At 41.3% G+C, this 16,336-nt stretch carries 14 protein-coding genes; 12 read left to right on the top strand and 2 right to left on the bottom strand.

The genetic code is table 11. The features are described from left to right. The first annotated feature begins 51 nt into the window (after window positions 1–51). The gene (locus IRY55_RS09355) at window positions 52–1,968 is read left to right on the top strand and encodes an ABC1 kinase family protein (protein WP_194563048.1); all 1,917 of its coding nucleotides are present in this window, start codon (window positions 52–54) and stop codon (window positions 1,966–1,968) included. A gap of 43 nt (window positions 1,969–2,011) precedes the next feature. Here the strand turns inward: IRY55_RS09355 and topB are convergent, their stop codons facing one another. Next, the gene (topB, locus tag IRY55_RS09350; RefSeq protein ID WP_194563047.1) at window positions 2,012–4,150 is read right to left on the bottom strand and encodes a type IA DNA topoisomerase; all 2,139 of its coding nucleotides are present in this window, start codon (window positions 4,148–4,150) and stop codon (window positions 2,012–2,014) included. A 222-nt stretch (window positions 4,151–4,372) separates the two neighbouring features. On the opposite strand from topB, the gene IRY55_RS09345 reads away from it, so the two are divergent. Then, complete coding sequence (locus IRY55_RS09345; RefSeq protein ID WP_194563046.1) at window positions 4,373–4,567, top strand: antitoxin VbhA family protein; 195 nt, start codon at window positions 4,373–4,375, stop codon at window positions 4,565–4,567. 39 nt (window positions 4,568–4,606) lie between these two features. On the opposite strand, the gene IRY55_RS09340 is transcribed toward IRY55_RS09345, so the two are convergent. Continuing rightward, window positions 4,607–6,253: a sigma-54 interaction domain-containing protein gene (locus IRY55_RS09340; protein ID WP_194563045.1), complete on the bottom strand. Its 1,647-nt coding sequence runs from the start codon at window positions 6,251–6,253 to the stop codon at window positions 4,607–4,609. A 208-nt stretch (window positions 6,254–6,461) separates the two neighbouring features. On the opposite strand from IRY55_RS09340, the gene IRY55_RS09335 reads away from it, so the two are divergent. Genes IRY55_RS09335 through IRY55_RS09290 form a run of 10 tightly spaced genes read left to right on the top strand, consistent with a single transcriptional unit; the run spans window position 6,462 to window position 16,331 of the window. Further along, entirely contained in the window at window positions 6,462–7,394 is a 933-nt protein-coding gene (locus tag IRY55_RS09335) for a thiamine pyrophosphate-dependent dehydrogenase E1 component subunit alpha (protein ID WP_194563090.1), read from the top strand. Between the two features lie 13 nt (window positions 7,395–7,407). After that, window positions 7,408–8,394: an alpha-ketoacid dehydrogenase subunit beta gene (locus tag IRY55_RS09330; protein WP_194563044.1), complete on the top strand. Its 987-nt coding sequence runs from the start codon at window positions 7,408–7,410 to the stop codon at window positions 8,392–8,394. A 16-nt stretch (window positions 8,395–8,410) separates the two neighbouring features. Beyond that, window positions 8,411–9,703 (top strand): dihydrolipoamide acetyltransferase family protein, encoded by a 1,293-nt coding sequence (locus IRY55_RS09325; protein WP_194563043.1) that lies wholly within the window; start codon window positions 8,411–8,413, stop codon window positions 9,701–9,703. 10 nt (window positions 9,704–9,713) lie between these two features. Then, window positions 9,714–11,084, top strand: a complete 1,371-nt coding sequence (lpdA, locus tag IRY55_RS09320) for a dihydrolipoyl dehydrogenase (RefSeq protein ID WP_194563042.1) — start codon at window positions 9,714–9,716, stop codon at window positions 11,082–11,084. Between the two features lie 11 nt (window positions 11,085–11,095). Continuing rightward, window positions 11,096–11,842 carry an SDR family NAD(P)-dependent oxidoreductase gene (locus IRY55_RS09315; protein ID WP_194563041.1) on the top strand — a complete coding sequence of 249 codons (747 nt, stop codon included), beginning with the start codon at window positions 11,096–11,098 and terminating at the stop codon, window positions 11,840–11,842. 21 nt (window positions 11,843–11,863) lie between these two features. Next, window positions 11,864–13,300: an NAD-dependent succinate-semialdehyde dehydrogenase gene (locus tag IRY55_RS09310; protein WP_194563040.1), complete on the top strand. Its 1,437-nt coding sequence runs from the start codon at window positions 11,864–11,866 to the stop codon at window positions 13,298–13,300. 17 nt (window positions 13,301–13,317) lie between these two features. Beyond that, complete coding sequence (locus IRY55_RS09305; RefSeq protein ID WP_194563039.1) at window positions 13,318–14,319, top strand: zinc-dependent alcohol dehydrogenase; 1,002 nt, start codon at window positions 13,318–13,320, stop codon at window positions 14,317–14,319. 13 nt (window positions 14,320–14,332) lie between these two features. Further along, entirely contained in the window at window positions 14,333–14,785 is a 453-nt protein-coding gene (locus tag IRY55_RS09300) for a VOC family protein (RefSeq protein ID WP_194563038.1), read from the top strand. A gap of 12 nt (window positions 14,786–14,797) precedes the next feature. Further along, a complete protein-coding gene (locus tag IRY55_RS09295) occupies window positions 14,798–15,553 on the top strand; it encodes an SDR family NAD(P)-dependent oxidoreductase (RefSeq protein WP_194563037.1) in 756 nt (251 codons plus the stop codon). Window positions 15,554–15,572: 19 nt separating this feature from the next. Further along, complete coding sequence (locus tag IRY55_RS09290) at window positions 15,573–16,331, top strand: SDR family NAD(P)-dependent oxidoreductase (protein ID WP_194563036.1); 759 nt, start codon at window positions 15,573–15,575, stop codon at window positions 16,329–16,331. The last annotated feature ends 5 nt before the right edge of the window (window positions 16,332–16,336 follow it).

Raw genomic sequence — 16,336 nt, 5'->3', positions numbered from 1 at the left:
AGTCAGCGCATTTTAGGGTATAGTAAAAGAAACGTAAGGGAGGCGCTTTGTATGCTTTATGCTATTATTTTATTTGTACTCTTTAGCTTTATTAGTTATCGATTAATTGGAAATTACGACGCGCGTGGGAAAGTGTTAATTTCTTCAATTTTTTCACTCGTCTTCTCAAGTGCTGCGTACTATACATTTCATATTAAGCGGATGCCCCCGACACAACATATTATTCAATTTGACCATTATACATTTTTATACTTTATTACATTAATTATCGTATCGATGGGTTTTTCACTTATTTTAGAAATGATGTCGGATTCAGGGCGTACGGTGCGGCGAGAACGTTCCTCTAATCCATTTACCCGTGTGAAAATTTTCTTCCGTACACAATTTCGTTATTTGCATTTAATGCGACTCGTTATGCGAAACGGATTATTTAAAAGCCCGTTGCATTTGAATGCTGAATCGCGCAATCAACATATCGGCGCATCTTTGCGTAAAACATTAGAACAAGCAGGTGGCGTGTTCGTTAAATTCGGTCAGTTTTTATCGACGCGTACTGACTTGTTTTCACCTATATTTATTGAAGAGATGGCACATTTGCAAGAAAATGTGCGCAGTTTACCTGGATCGGAAGTACGTAAAATTATCGAAGCCCAACTGAAGCGTCCGATCGATGAGATTTTTCAAACATTTGATGAAGAACCTCTAGCGGCAGCATCGATTGCTCAAGTGCACCGCGCGACATTACATACAGGAGAACAAGTCGTGGTCAAAGTGCTACGACCCGAACTAAAAGAGCAAATGGAAGTGGATGTGACGATTTTAGATACATTCGCACATTTATTAGAAAGCCGTATGCCTTGGGCTCAGAGTGTGAACATTACGAGTATCGCAGAAGGATTTATCGACAATTTATATGAAGAAGTCGATTTGTCGATTGAGCTTTCGAATATTGTACAAATGCGCAAAATGATGGACGATGTCGTCTATATTCCGAAAGTGTATCCCGACTATTGCACGAGCGAAATTCTCGTCGTTGAATTTTTAGACGGCGTCAGTTTATCAAAATCTGCACAATATCCAGTGGAAAAACGTCGTCAGCTAGCGAGCGATATTTTCGAAGAAATGCTTGCTCAAATTTTTGACCGCGGTGTGTTCCACGGAGATCCCCATCCAGGCAATATTTATATTTTAAAAGATGGGACGCCTGCTTTTTTAGATTTTGGATCGGTCGGTAAATTATCAGCGATGCAAAGAAGAGGTTTTACGTGGTTATTGATTGGAATTACACGTCAAAATCCAGAGTCGATGGCGATTGGAGTAGAACGTCTCGTCGAAAATGGTGACCAAATTAATTTAAAACAATTAGAACAAGCACTCAGTCAATTTCTCGTCGTCCATTCATTCGATGGTGACATTTTAGAAGATATGGGCACAGATTTATTTGAAATGATGGGCGATTTCGGATTGCAGTTTCATCCGAATGTCGCGATGGCATTTCGCAGCTTAATTACATTACAAGGTAGCTTGCAAGAAACAGATCCGACGTTTAACCTATCTGAAGTGATGAAAACATTTTTGAAATCCCAATTGACGATGGAAAAAGGAAAAGAAGTGCTCGAACAGACGATTGAAGATGAACTGTTAAACACATTACCGCGCCTACGCGCATTTCCGAGAAGAATCGATCGTGTATTGCGTCAAGCGGAAAACGGTGACTTTACGATTCAAATGGGCATCTTTTCTCATAAAGAAAATAAGCAGTTTGCCAATGAAGTACTCAATCTCGTCTTTTTAAGCTTTGCTGGCATTTCATTCGGAATTTTATCGTTAGGTGCGCTCTTTTTAGCGCAAAATGAAATACAAGAAGGGTATTCCTTCCTGAACATATTCGGTTATTCTGGACTCGGGCTAAGTGTCATTATGTTAATTCGTGTCGCGATCCAAAGTATGTATCGCACAAAAAAATAAAAAGTTCCATTTTGGTTATATGCCAAAATGGAACTTTTTTACGTTACGGTTCAAATAGAAGTGAAATTTCACCGCGTTGAAATTGGAGTTTTGCGTTGAAGGTTTTGCCGTCATTCGATGTGAATCCTTTAATTACATTCGTTTCTCCTTTTTCGCATAAATGTTTAATATTCGTTTTCGTCAATTTCTTTTTTAAAAATGTCCCGGGAAATGTTTGCTTACATCCTTGGCGGTAATGCGTACATCCGTAAAACGATTGACGTTGTACGATTTTCCCTTTCTGACATCTCGGACATGTGGCGATCGGAATTCGGTCCCATTTCGTCGCTTTTTTCTTTCCTATGAAAGGCGCGACTGTGAAAGGCCGTCGTTGAAGTTCATCAGGTGTCGTGGCGAGTAAGTGGTGTAAAAATTTCTCCATGCTCGTTAAAAATTTCTCACTTGAACCTGTTCCAGCACCAATTTTTTTCAAATACGTTTCCCATTTTGCGGTCATGGAAGGACTCGCTAGTAAGGTCCCTTGAATCGCTTCGCAAAAAATTCTTCCTTTATCGGTTAATTGGACGATGTTTTTTTGGACGTCAATGTATTGATGAGTTTTTAAAGTTTCGATAATCGAACTGCGTGTCGCTTCTGTACCGATGCCTTCAATCTCTTTTAAAATTTCAACTTCCGCTTCGTCTTCGATATGTTTCCCACACGTTTTCATTAAAGTGATTAATTGACCTTCTGTATAAGGTTTTGGCGGTGTCGTTTTCCCTTCGTGAATCTGGATTGTCGCGCGGACTGTTTCTCCTTTTTGTAAAGGCGGAAGCATATTTGCCTCGTCTTCTTTGTCGTTCGATTGTTGAAAGAGCTCTTTCCATCCGACGTCGAGTGTACGCTTTCCTTTTGACAGGAAAGGAAGACGTTTTACATCGGTCGTGACGCTCGTTTCTAAATAGATGAATGAACGATGGAACATGCATAATGTCGTTCTTAAAATTTCTTCATAAAGTAATCGTTCTTCTCGTTTCATTTTTTCTATCGTCGTTCGAGCAGGTACGGTTTTCGTCGGGACGATCGCGTAATGTTCTTGCACTTTCGCATTGTCGACATAGCGCTTCGATGGTTTCATCGTAGCTGCTTCGAACGGTTGCTCAAGGAGTGTTTCATAGCGCTCTTTATTTTGTTGAATGTATTGCCACTCATTCGTCGTAATATGACGGCTATCCGTGCGTGGATAGGAAATATACTTTTTTTCATAAAGCGTTTGGGCCGTTTTTAAAGTGACTGCTGGACTCATTTTCCATTTTCGGTTGGCGGTCGCTTGTAAAGTAGAGAGCGAATGAAGGAGAGGAGGGAGTTGACGTTTTTCGCGCTCCGTATGTTTAGTAATCGTTCCTTCATCATTCGGCTGAATTGCATGTTGATGCAATAGTCGTTCTACTTCTTGGCGTGTTTTAAACCGTCCGTCGACCTTTCCTTCATATGTTCCTTGTGCACTTTGGAACGTAGCGACGGCTTCGAAGAAAGGTTCTACTTTGAACTGTTCGATCTCTTTCATCCGTTCGTAAACGAGAAAGACAGTCGGCGACTGCACGCGGCCGACAGGGAAGACATCTTCATAGCCACGTTGTTGCAGAAGTAACGTATAAATACGGGAAGCGTTCATCCCGACGAGCCAGTCGCTCACTTGACGCGTGCGCGCTTCATCATACAATTTTAAATCGCGTTCATTCGTCTGCAGTTGAGTGAAGCCTCGACGAATTTCATCGACTTCTAACGAGTTGATCCACAAGCGTAAAATTTGTTTCGGCCGCGCTCCAGTTAAACGGAAAATCGAATAAAAAATATTCGACCCTTCTCGGTCAATATCACAGGCATTAATAATCAAATCTGCTTGTCGAAAAAGTTGCTGGACAGCTTTAAATTGTTGGAACTTTCCTTTAGCGACTTGAAATTCAAAAGTTTCTGGGAAAATCGGTAGACTGGCTAGGTTCCAACGCGTCCATTTGGTGTCATAAGCTTTAGGGTCTTTTAATTCCACTAAATGTCCAATCCCCCATGTAATAGTAGCTCCATTTGGAAAGGTAGGGCAAGCAGCGAGAATAATATGGGTTTTATGTTTACTGGCCACAGTAAATGCATCCGCATAAGCTTTAGCTTGGGATGGTTTTTCTGCAAATATGACCGTATTCATACGCACACTCCTTTCTTGAAACGTTTGTTCTCATAGATGAATTATCGCATAGGATGGATCATGCTTTCAACTGACATATGATTTAAAGCAATGTCTTCGTTTTCCTCGCACAACACTCGCCATCGATTAGATAGAATGTTAAAATATACATATATTCCCTATTGAATAAGGTTATTATGGACGAAACAGGCATATGAATATTAAAGGATGAGGAGGGTATGTATGAATTTGCAAACGAGAGAAGAACGTAAAGCGAGTGTTGAGTTAGCGAGTGCTCGGAATTCTTTAGGGCTGTCTAATCGTTCCCATTCGGAATTTTACCTTCATTTATTACAGCGTTATATCGACGGCGAAGTGACTTTGGAGGAAAAAGGGGAAATGTTAAAAGCTTATTATATGAAATCGTCGAAATCTTAAAAAAAGAGTGATGCATTTTTGCATCACTCTTTTTTTAGTTTATTTAATGTCTTCTACGCGTAGATTGTAGCGTTTCATTTTGCGGACGAGTGTCGATTGATCAATATCGAGTGAACGAGCTGCACTGCGTAAGCTAGGATGTTCTTTAATGCGCTCTTTTAAAAAGTGAATTTCAATTGAAGCTAAATATTGTTTCAGGGGTACATTCGCTTCTGGAATCATCGTTTCCACACGGTCGTTCACTCGATCGTTCGAAAATTCTTTATCGATATGTGCAGATTTGAGGACATTGTCTTCACTCATTAAAACGATGCGTTCGACCATATTTTGAAGCTCTCGGACATTTCCAGGCCAGTCATAACGACGTAAGCGTTCGAGAACTTCGCTACTAATTTGTTTATTCAATCCGTATTGTTCGTTTAATTCTTTTAAAAAATGATAAGTGAGTGGAATGACATCTTCTTTTCGTTCGCGTAGCGGCGGGATAATAATAGGGATGATGTTTAAGCGATAAAATAAATCTTTCCGAAATTCTCCTGCTTGAACCATCGCGTTTAAATCACGATTTGTCGCTGCGATAATGCGCACGTTAACCGTTCGGGGCGTCGTTCCACCGACAGGAGTAATTTCGCGTTCTTCTAACACGCGTAAAATTTTCACTTGTAAGTCAAGTGGCATCTCTCCGATTTCATCCAAAAATAAAATTCCGTCATTGGCTGCTTCGATCAGTCCAATTTTCCCTTGTTTGGAAGCGCCTGTGAATGATCCTGATACGTAACCGAATAATTCGGATTCTAGTAAATTTTCTGGAATGGCGCCACAATTTATTTTAATGAGTGGTTTCTTTTTACGTAAGCTATGCATATGAATGAGATTGACGATTTTTTCTTTCCCTACCCCTGATTCCCCTTGGATGATGACCCCTGAATCAATTTGCGCGATTTTTAGCGCGCGTTCAATGACTTCTTTCATTTTAGCGGAGGAAGAAATGAGGGAAAGCTTAGGATTTAATTGTTCTTTTAACGATTTTAATTCTTCTGTAATTTTTTGATTCGTTTCTTCTAAAGTTTGAATTTCTGTTTCTAATTGATTTAATTGAGTCAAATCGCGCACATTGTTGACGACTTTTTTTATATCTCCCGTTTTGTCACGAATCGGTACGGCTGATACGAGTACATTTTTACCAGTATTGATCGATTGATTAATCGTGACCGAATCATTTTTATAAAGGGCTTGTAGCGTAGCCGAATGGTCGATGACGCCGAGCTCTTCCAATTCTGTTAAATTCCTCCCGATACATTCAGAAGGATGCAGGCCAGTAATATTCCCGTATGCAGGATTTTGATGCAAAATTAATCCTTTATTATCAGAAATAACGATTCCATCAAAAGAGGAGTTGATGACCTCATACAATTCATTATAAACTTCTGCAGATTTTTTATTTTCTCTTTCCAGTAAGACGACATTCGATAACGGTTGAATGAATATGATGCCATCATTGATCGATAAATTCGTAATTTCACATAAACATTCTAATAAACAATAATGTTGGATATTTTCTTGGAAGTGAGATTTGAACGTCTCGAAATAGTATAAAAAGTGCTGGGCGACTTCGTTTGTATGCTTAAAATGCCCATGTTCATCCAAGATGATAATTCCTAAACTCGAATTTAATTGATGATTCACGCAAAAAAGCCTCCTTAATGATGATTTTATTCATCATACAGGCAAAAAATCATCGTTTCAATAGGAAATAATGCATGGAAACGTTGAAAGCACTTACAATTTCAATTGGCATGAATATTGCATATATTTATAAGGCGAGTGTAAAAAGGAGGAATTGTTAGTGAAAACTATCGAGCAATTACAATTATCAAAATCAGACGTTCATAAAATGTTATATGACATGATTTTAATTCGAAAATTTGAAGAAGAGGTTGAAAAACTTTTCTTACGTGGAAAAATTCACGGCACGATGCATTTATGCATTGGACAAGAAGCTACAGCGGTTGGGGCATGTTTCCCATTAACGCTTGACGATAAAATTACGAGTACGCACCGTGGACACGGTCACAGCTTAGCAAAAGGGATGCAGTCAGACCGCATGTTAGCGGAATTGTTAGCGAAAGAAACAGGATACTGTAAAGGAAAAGGCGGATCGATGCATATTGCCGACTTAAATGTTGGAAACTTAGGAGCGAACGGAATTGTCGCTGCTGGTTTACCATTGGGCGTCGGAGCAGCGCTTACTTCTAAAATGAAAGATAAAAAAGAAGTCGTCGTTTGTTTCTTCGGAGATGGGGCGACGAATGAAGGGGCTTTCCATGAAGCGTTAAACCTAGCGTCTGTATGGGATCTTCCTGTCATCTTCTTCTGTGAAAATAATTTGTACGGTATGTCTGCATCTATTAAAGATATGACGAATGTTGAGCACATTTCAGATCGTGCGAAAGCTTACGGTATCCCAGGCGTAACGATCGATGGCAACAATATTTTAGAAGTATTATCGACGACACAAGAAGCGATTGAGCGTGCGCGTAATGGTGAAGGACCAACATTAATCGAAGCCGAAACATATCGTTGGAAAGGGCACTCTAAAAGTGACGCTCGAAAATATCGTTCACGTGAAGAAGAAAAAGAATGGCAAAAACAACGTGACCCTATCGTATTCTTTAAAGAGTTATTGATGGAAGAAGGACTTCTAACAGATGAAGAATATGCGGAAATCGAACAATCGGTAAAAGATGAAATTAAAAAATCTGTACAATTTGCTGAAGAGAGCAAGGAACCAGAATTATCAGATTTAATGACAGATATTTACGCGTAGGAGGAAAAGAATAATGAGAGAAATTACGTATTCAGAGGCAATTCGAGAATCGATGTCTCAAGCGATGAGAGGAAACGAAGATGTATTTATTATGGGAGAGGACATCGGGATTTACGGCGGTGCATTCGGGTTAACGAATGGCATGGTGGAAGAATTCGGTCCAGAACGCGTGCGCAATACGCCAATTTCAGAAGCTGCGATTAGTGGAGCGGCGGTAGGAGCGGCTATGACAGGTATGCGTCCGATTTTAGAAATTCAGTTTTCGGACTTCATTATGATTGCTCTTGACAATATCGTAAACCAAGCAGCGAAAACACGTTACATGTTTGGTGGTAAAGCGAAAGTGCCAGTCGTTGTACGCTTACCAGGTGGATCAGGCGCAGGGTTTGCGGCGCAACACTCCCAAAGCTTAGAAGCATGGATGGCACATGTTCCAGGACTATTTATCGTGCAACCGTCCAATGCTTACGATGCAAAGGGGCTAATGAAAACAGCAATCGATAATGACAATCCTGTCCTGTTCTATGAACACAAATTGCTTTACAATGTAAAAGGTGAAGTTCCTGAAGAAGAATATTCGATTCCATTCGGGGTAGCAAATGTTGCTAAAGAAGGAAATGATTTAACAATTGTTGCAACAGGTATTATGGTACAACGTTCATTAGAAGCAGCAGAAACATTGAAAGAACAAGGCATTTCCGTAGAAGTCATCGATCCGCGAACATTGGTCCCTTTAGATACGAAGACAATTTTAGAGTCTGTGAAGAAGACGAGAAAATTATTAGTCGTGTATGAGGCTGTTCAACGAGGAGGTTTCGGTACAGAAATTATTAGTACGATTGCTGAAAGTGAAGCATTTGACTATTTAGATGCACCGATTCGTCGTCTCGGCGGAAAAGAAACACCGATCCCTTATAACCCGAATTTAGAGAAATATGCTGTACCTCAAGTAGAAGACATTTTACGAGAAGCACAACGCATTATTAATAAAGAAGTGTAAGGGAGGGGAAAAAGAGATGGCTGAAACGATTTTTATGCCAAAATTAGGCGCAACGATGGAAGAAGGTACAATCGTCAGTTGGATGATTGAAGAAGGTGGCTTCGTTGAAGAAGGCGACCCGATTGCTGAAATCCAGACAGATAAAATTATTTTAGAGCTTGAAGCAGAAACGTCAGGCTACTTATTGAAACAGCTCTATCCTGAAGGAACGGCAATCGGCGTGAATGAACCGATTGGGTATCTCGGAGAAGAAGGGGAAAGCATCGATCAAGTAGAAGTAACCACTCCTACACAAGCTTCGACTCCAAAAGTAGAAGAAGCGAAGCAAGAGCAATCGGTTGTTTCAAATGAATCAAGCGAGGTCGTATTGGCAACACCAGCTGCGCGTAAAGAAGCAGCTCGTCAAGGGATTGACTTAGCGAATGTGAAAGGTTCTGGTCCGCGAGGTCGCGTTCATTTAGAAGATGTAGCCCAACAGGCGAGCATTACACCAAAAATGACACCATTGGCGCAAAATATTGTTGCGCAAAACGGAGTCGATGTCACACAAGTGACAGGCTCAGGCCATAATGGAAAAATTACAAAGCGCGACGTACTCGGTTCGACATCAACCGCTCGAGAAGAAGTGAAAACGCCATTTAAAGGCATTCGTAAAGTTGTCGCTGATAATCTTTCAAAGTCATTCTATACTGCGCCACACGTCACATTGCATAGTGAAGTAGATATGACAAACTGCGTGAAATTAAGAACGGAACTTTTACCTGTTATCGAAAAACGCATTCAAATCCGTGTATCTTACAATGATCTCATCATTAAAGCTTGTGCATTAGCTTTAGAAAAACATCCGAATATCAATGTGTCATTAATTGATGACCATATCGTGCAACATGCTGATATTCATGTCGGCTTTGCAGTAGATACAGAAAATAGTCTCGTCGTCCCTGTCATTCAGCACGCGAATGAATTATCGATTCAAGAAGTGATGAGCGAAGCGCGCGAATTAATTCAAAAGTCGAAAGAAAATAAATTAACAGCGGCGCATATGCAAGGAAGTACATTTACGGTGAGCAATTTAGGAAAATATGCGATTCAAGGGTTCACACCAATTATTAATCAGCCGAATGCAGCGATTTTAGGCGTCGGTACAATCGAAAAGAAACCGAAAGTCGTAGGCGATGAAATTGCTATTCGCGATATGATGACGCTCAGCCTTTCATTCGATCATCGACTCATCGATGGCGCACCAGCCGCCGCATTTATTTCTGAAGTGAAAAACTTATTGGAAGAGCCATTATCTTTATTGGTTTAGAAACGGAGGAATGACTATGTATGATGTCGTCGTAATCGGAGGTGGTCCGGGTGGCTATGTTACAGCCATTCGCGCCGCACAAAAAGGTTTTAAAACAGCGCTTATCGAAAAGGGAGAATTAGGAGGCACTTGTTTAAATACAGGATGTATTCCATCAAAAGCGATGCTAGAACACGCATCCATCATCCGTAAAATCGAGAGTGTGAAAGACTGGGGCATCTTTTGTGAAGTTGAAAAATTAGAATATGGCAAGATGCAAAAACGTCGCGCATCGATCATTCAAAATTTGAGAAACGGCGTTCAAATGTTGTTATCCAAAGGGAAAATCGATCTCATTCGTGGAGAAGCGCAAGTAGTAGGAGAACATGAAATCATCGTCAAAAAGAGTGAAAAATCAGAAACTGTACAATCGAAACGTATTGTTATTGCGACAGGAAGTACACCTTCTGTACCGCCAATTCCAGGATTGATGGACATCGCTTACGATACGACAGATACGATATTTGAATCGAATGAAGTGCCGGCATCTTTAACGATTATCGGTGGCGGGGTTATCGGTGTAGAAATGGCGGAAATTTTTTCCGCACTCGGGACAAAAGTGACGATTATTGAAGTAGCTCCCCGTATTTTAATGTTAGAAGATCAAGAAATTTCAAAAGCTTTACAGAGAAAGTTAGCAAAACGAGGCATTCAATTCCATATCGGACATTCTGTGGAACGATGTGAGCATGTGGATGAAATGTTTCGGGTTCATTTAGCAAATGATGCAGTGATTGAAAGTGCTCGTCTTCTTGTAGCGACGGGTAGAAAAGCGAATCTCGAAGTCGTACAAAACTTAGCACTTCCAGTGGAAGGCGGCAAACTACAAGTGAACGACCAATTTGCAACAGCGATTCCATCTATTTTTGCAATTGGCGATGTCGTCGGTCGTATGCCGCTTGCTCATGTAGCTAGCGCAGAAGGTCTCGCACTCGTTGATACGTGGTTAGGAAAAGAAAATAATCTCGATTACAAAAAAATTCCTCGTTGCGTCTACACGCTTGATCAAGTGGCGAGTGTCGGCTATACCGAAGAACAATTGAAAGAAGAACATATCGCCTATCGGGGAGAAACGTATTCATTCGCAGGTAATGGAAAAGCGATGACGAAAGATCAAACGGATGGCTTCGTCAAAATTTTTGTCGATACGCAATACGGTGAAGTTTTAGGCGTGACTATGTTCGGCCCTGACGTCACTGAAATTATCGGTTATCCAACAGCTGTCATGCAATTAGAAGGAACGATTGAGGAACTAGCGGATATTACAGTCGCTCACCCATCCATTACAGAAGTGATCGATGAAGTGGCGAATAAATATTTGAATCAAGGAATTCATAGCTAGGAGGAAATGGAATGAATTTTAATAATAAGACGGCTCTCGTTACGGGAGCTGCGAACGGAATTGGAAAAGCCATTGCCCATCAACTGGGGCAATTAGGAGCTCAACTCATTTTAGTCGACCGTTCAGAAGCTGTGTTTCAAGTGGCGGAACAATTAAAAAACGACAATGTTCGTGTAGAAGCAGTCATTTGTGATTTATCGAATGAAGATCACATCGATCACTTATGGGAAGATGTGAAAGCGCGTTACGAAAAAGTGGATGTCTTAGTGAATAGTGCAGGCATTATTAAGAGACAACCGATTTCAGAAACGAGCACTTTCGACTTTGAAAAAACGATGTCCATCAATGTCATGTCGGTTTTTCAAATGTCGAAACATGCGGTGGCACTCATGACGAAACATGGTGGCGGTAAGATTATCAATTTCGGCTCTTTGCTTTCATTTTTAGGAGGCTTCCATGCGGTTGCCTATTCTTCTAGTAAAGGGGCTATCGCGCAACTTACAAAATCATTCTCTAATGAATATGCTAAACATAATATTCAAGTGAATGCAGTAGCGCCTGGCTATATTGAAACAGATATGAATACCGATTTAAAAGCGGACGCAAAACGTTCCGTAGAAGTATCTGAACGCATTCCAGCAGAGCGTTGGGGAACGCCAGAAGATGTCGCAAAAGTCGTGTGCTTTTTAGCATCAGACTTATCGGATTATGTGACAGGAACAATCATCCCAGTAGATGGCGGCGTGCTCGCTCGCTAAACGAAGAATGGAGACGACAAAATGAAAGAACAAGCATTATTTATCGACGGTCAATGGATCGATCATATCGATGGTCGTACGTTTGACATTATTAACCCTTCAACTCAAGAAGTGCTTGCAAGTATTCCGAGCGCTGGAAAGAAGGAAGCTAATTTAGCGATTGAAGCAGCAGATCGCGCATTGGAAGGTTGGTCTGCTTTAACAGCATATGAGCGTGCAGACTACTTAATCCGCCTCGAACAATTGCTGTTAGATGAAAAAGAAAATATGGCAAAAATTATCAGTTCAGAAATGGGCAAAGCGTATATAGAAGCTGTAGGTGAAGTTCATTACGCTGCGAGCTATCTCCGCTGGTATGCAGAGGAGGCGAAGCGTATTTACGGTGAAACAATTCCTGCTTCATCTGCATCTAAAAGATTGATGGTCATTAAGCAACCAATTGGTGTCGTTGCTGCAATCACACCGTGGAACTTCCCGATTGGCATGTTGACACGTAAAGTTGGTCCCGCTTTAGCAGCAGGGTGTACATGTATCGTAAAGCCAGCGAAACAAGGCGTATTAACAGCGCTCGCTTTTGCGAAAATGGTTGAAACAGTAGGCATTCCAAATGGCGTTATGAACGTTGTAGCAGGATCCACGAGCGAAATTTCAAAAGCGATTTTCGATAGTCCAATCGTGCGTAAAGTATCTTTCACTGGATCGACAGAAATCGGAAAAGAACTCGTCGTGCAGTCAGCGAAAACATTAAAAAAATTATCACTCGAACTCGGTGGTCATGCACCGTTCATCGTTTTGGAAGACGCGGATTTAGATCGCGCAGCAGAAGGCGCATTGTTGAGCAAGTTTAGAAACTCAGGTCAAACATGCGTATGCACCAATCGTATTTACGTGCAAGAAAGCGTGAAAGAAGCATTTACAGCACGTCTCGTCGAAAAAACAAAGCAATTGAAAATGGGACATAGTCTTTCAGAGGAAGTCGATATCGGTCCGCTCGTTTCAAGAGAAAGTGTCGAAAAAGTGCATAGTCAAGTGCAAGACGCAGTGGAAAAAGGTGCAAAAGTAGAAGTTGGAGGCAATCTCGACGTATCGACAGGATTCTTCTTTGAACCGACTGTTTTATCCGATGTGACGGAAGACATGCTCGTGATGCAAGAGGAAACATTCGGTCCGCTCGCACCTATTTCAGGATTTACCCATTTGGATGATGTCATTGCAATTGCGAATTCGACAAATTACGGATTAGCTGCTTATGTCTACACGAGCAATATCGATAAAGCGACATATGTGACAGAGAAACTCCAATTTGGAATTATTGGTTTAAATGACCCGATGCCAAGCGCTGCACAAGCACCGTTCGGTGGAATAAAAGAAAGTGGTTTCGGCCGTGAAGGTGGTCGTCAAGGAATCCAAGATTACTTAGAAGAAAAGTATATTTCAATGGAGACAAAGCCTTTATAAGAAAGAAGTGAGTTCATTTGAAAGCGCTTAGAAAATTAAATGACAAACAATTCACGCTCGTCACACAACCGTTGCGTGACGTAGCGGCAAACGAAGTATTAATTAAAGTGCATTATGCCGGAATTTGTGGAACGGATTTGCATATTATCGATAATGAATACCGCCATCGTACGCCGGTGACGTTAGGACATGAATACGCAGGGACAGTCGAACAAATCGGTGCTTCTGTTCAAGATGTGGAGATCGGAGAGCGAGTCGTCTCTTTAACGGCTGTTCATACGTGTGGCGTATGTGGGTACTGCCAACAACAAACTCCGATGCTGTGTGAGGAGCGCCAGTCAATTGGTTCCTTTGTGGACGGAGCATTTGCTGAGTACATCATCGTTCCTGAACATGCGGTGTACAAAATTCCAGAACATCTTTCTTTACAAGAAGCAGCGCTGACCGAGCCGCTTGCATGTGCTGTGCGATGTTTAGTGGAAAGAGGAGCTGTTCGTGCTGGGGATGATGTATTAATTTCAGGGCCTGGCACATTAGGCATGTTAGCGGCACTCGTTGCCCATTCACAAGGAGCGAATGTGACGATCGTTGGAACGAAAATGGACGAACAGCGTTTAAAAGAAGCGAGTACATTCGGCGCGCATCACACTTTCTATACAGATGATAAAGAGCAATATATCGAACAGTTCGATGTTGTCGTGGAATGTGCAGGAAATGAATACTCCGCGAATGATTGCATTGCGTACTGTAAAAAATCCGGCTTATATATTCAATTAGGATTATTCGGAAAGAAAATACCATTCGATGCAGACTTATTGTTGACGAAAGAAATTTCATATACGAACGGTTTCGCAACGACGCCTCGCTCATGGGAGATTGCTTTACAATTGCTTGAAACGAAAAAAGTTCAAGTTGCACCTCTCATTACGAATATTTTTTCACTCGATGATTGGGAAGAAGCATTCCAAACGATGAGACGACGCGAAGGGTATAAAACATTATTTCAATTGGAACTGTGAAAGGTAGATGGAGATGGATTGGAAATTAAAAGGCTTTGTTCATAGTGGTATTACGGTGAAAGATTTAAAACGCTCCATCGATTTTTACGAGAACAGTCTCGGATTGGAGCTCGTGCGATTACAAACGAATGATAAACCATATATTTACGACTTAGTCAATATCCAAGGATTAGAAAAAATCGAACTCGCTTTTTTACAAACACCGGATGGGCAAATTGTGGAATTGCTTGAATACCACGGTGAAACAATCGAGGACGGTTCAAGTTTGCATAGTCATTACGGAACAGGTCATATTTGTTTACACGTTGAAAATTTAGATGCGATGTATGAGCATCTTCAACGAAGAAATACAGATATTATTTCAGAACATGTCGTCCAAATTACGTCAGGGAGACATGCTGGATCGAAAGCCATTTATTTACGCGATCCAGACGGATATGTCATTGAAGTATTGGAATACATTTAGGAGTGGAACGCGATGAGCTTTCAATTAACGGGTAAAAAAGCAATCGTAACAGGAGCGACACACGGAATCGGTCGAGCACTTGTGGAGGCGCTTCTCGAAGAAGGAGTAACAGTGTGTATACTCGACATTGCGCCGGAGCTTGCTGACGTCGTGGCAGAGATGAACGCTTCAGGACATGTTGTGACAGGTCTTCAAGCGGACTTATCGAACACAGAAAATATCGCTCACTATTACGAAGAAGCCCTTTATCATTTAGGGGATTCTGTTGATATTTTAGTGAACAATGCAGGCATTCATAAAGCGGGCGCAGCAACTGAATTATCACGTCTCGATTTTGAAAAAATATTTAAAGTGAACACAGAAGCGGTTTTTGAATTATCGAAGTGCGCTGCGAACGATATGATCGCGCAACGCTCTGGCAAAATTATTAATATCGCTTCGGTTCTATCTTTCCAAGGGGGCTTTCATGCATCAGCATACTCCGCAAGTAAGGGTGCCATTGCTTTATTGACAAAATCATTGTCGAATGAATGGGCGAAAGATGGAATTTGTGTGAACGCGATTGCCCCAGGATATTTCGATACACGTTTAAACAATCATATAAAGAACGATCCTAAACGACTGGCAAGTATTTTGGATCGAGTGCCGAAACAACGTCTTGGAAAACCTGAAGAAATCGGCGGCTTATTAAAGTTTTTAGCATCGGATTTATCGGATTATGTAACAGGTGCCATCATCCCAATTGACGGTGGGTTCACCGGTAGATAAAGAGAGAAGAGGCGAAAAAATGGATTTACAATTAAAAGGGCGCAACGTATTAATTACAGGCGGTACGCGTGGAATCGGGAAAGCAATCGCTCTCATGCTACAGCAAGAAGGAGCGAATGTTTCGGTAACAGGCCGGCGTAAAGAAGCGGCAGAAGCATTCCAACAAGCTCACGAAGGAATACAAGTCTACACATTAGACGTCATGAATCCGGAGGAACGTGCGCAACTTGTCGAGCGATATATGAGCGACTATGGAACGATTGATGTCCTCGTCAATAACGTGGGCGGCAGTAGCGGTTCAACAACACAAGAAACCGATTTAGAGCAATTTCGTGAAGCATTTGAATTTAATTATTTCCAAGCCGTTGATTTTAGTAAGCGATTTGCATCACATATGGTTCGAAAAGAAAGTGGTGCCATTATTAACATCGCCTCAGTGTATGGACGAGAAAGCGGTGGACTAGTCACTTATAACAACGCAAAAGCGGCATTAATTAGCTTCTCAAAATCATTATCGAATGAACTGATTCCACATGGTGTACGCGTTAACTGTATCGCACCAGGAAGTGTCTTCCATAGTGATGGTGTATGGGATCAACGAATGAAAGAAAATGAATCTTCGGTTCAAAATTTCATTTTTAATGAAATTCCAGCCAATCGTCTCGGTACGCCAGAGGAAATCGCAAATGTCGTCACATTTTTAGCATCAGAAAAATCATCATGGATCGTAGGCGCTTGTTTAACCGTAGATGGTGGACAATCTCGCATGAACCATTAAAAGGA

This window comes from Savagea serpentis, assembly GCF_015351395.1.
GTDB classification, from domain to species: Bacteria; Bacillota; Bacilli; order Bacillales_A; family Planococcaceae; genus Savagea; species Savagea serpentis.
The sequence above is the reverse complement of the archived record's forward strand: the minus strand, read 5'-3'. Positions and strand labels throughout refer to the sequence as shown.

Excerpts from the sequence above, each read along its gene's own strand:
- IRY55_RS09345 (WP_194563046.1), top strand. The coding sequence starts at position 4,373 with ATGAATTTGCAAACGAGAGAAGAACGTAAAGCGAGTGTTGAGTTAGCG.
- IRY55_RS09295 (WP_194563037.1), top strand. The coding sequence starts at position 14,798 with ATGAGCTTTCAATTAACGGGTAAAAAAGCAATCGTAACAGGAGCGACA.
- IRY55_RS09335 (WP_194563090.1), top strand. The coding sequence starts at position 6,462 with ATGTTATATGACATGATTTTAATTCGAAAATTTGAAGAAGAGGTTGAA.
- IRY55_RS09315 (WP_194563041.1), top strand. The coding sequence starts at position 11,096 with ATGAATTTTAATAATAAGACGGCTCTCGTTACGGGAGCTGCGAACGGA.
- IRY55_RS09355 (WP_194563048.1), top strand. The coding sequence starts at position 52 with ATGCTTTATGCTATTATTTTATTTGTACTCTTTAGCTTTATTAGTTAT.
- topB (WP_194563047.1), bottom strand. The coding sequence starts at position 4,150 with ATGAATACGGTCATATTTGCAGAAAAACCATCCCAAGCTAAAGCTTAT.
- IRY55_RS09310 (WP_194563040.1), top strand. The coding sequence starts at position 11,864 with ATGAAAGAACAAGCATTATTTATCGACGGTCAATGGATCGATCATATC.
- lpdA (WP_194563042.1), top strand. The coding sequence starts at position 9,714 with ATGACTATGTATGATGTCGTCGTAATCGGAGGTGGTCCGGGTGGCTAT.
- IRY55_RS09330 (WP_194563044.1), top strand. The coding sequence starts at position 7,408 with ATGAGAGAAATTACGTATTCAGAGGCAATTCGAGAATCGATGTCTCAA.
- IRY55_RS09325 (WP_194563043.1), top strand. The coding sequence starts at position 8,411 with ATGGCTGAAACGATTTTTATGCCAAAATTAGGCGCAACGATGGAAGAA.
- IRY55_RS09290 (WP_194563036.1), top strand. The coding sequence starts at position 15,573 with ATGGATTTACAATTAAAAGGGCGCAACGTATTAATTACAGGCGGTACG.
- IRY55_RS09300 (WP_194563038.1), top strand. The coding sequence starts at position 14,333 with ATGGATTGGAAATTAAAAGGCTTTGTTCATAGTGGTATTACGGTGAAA.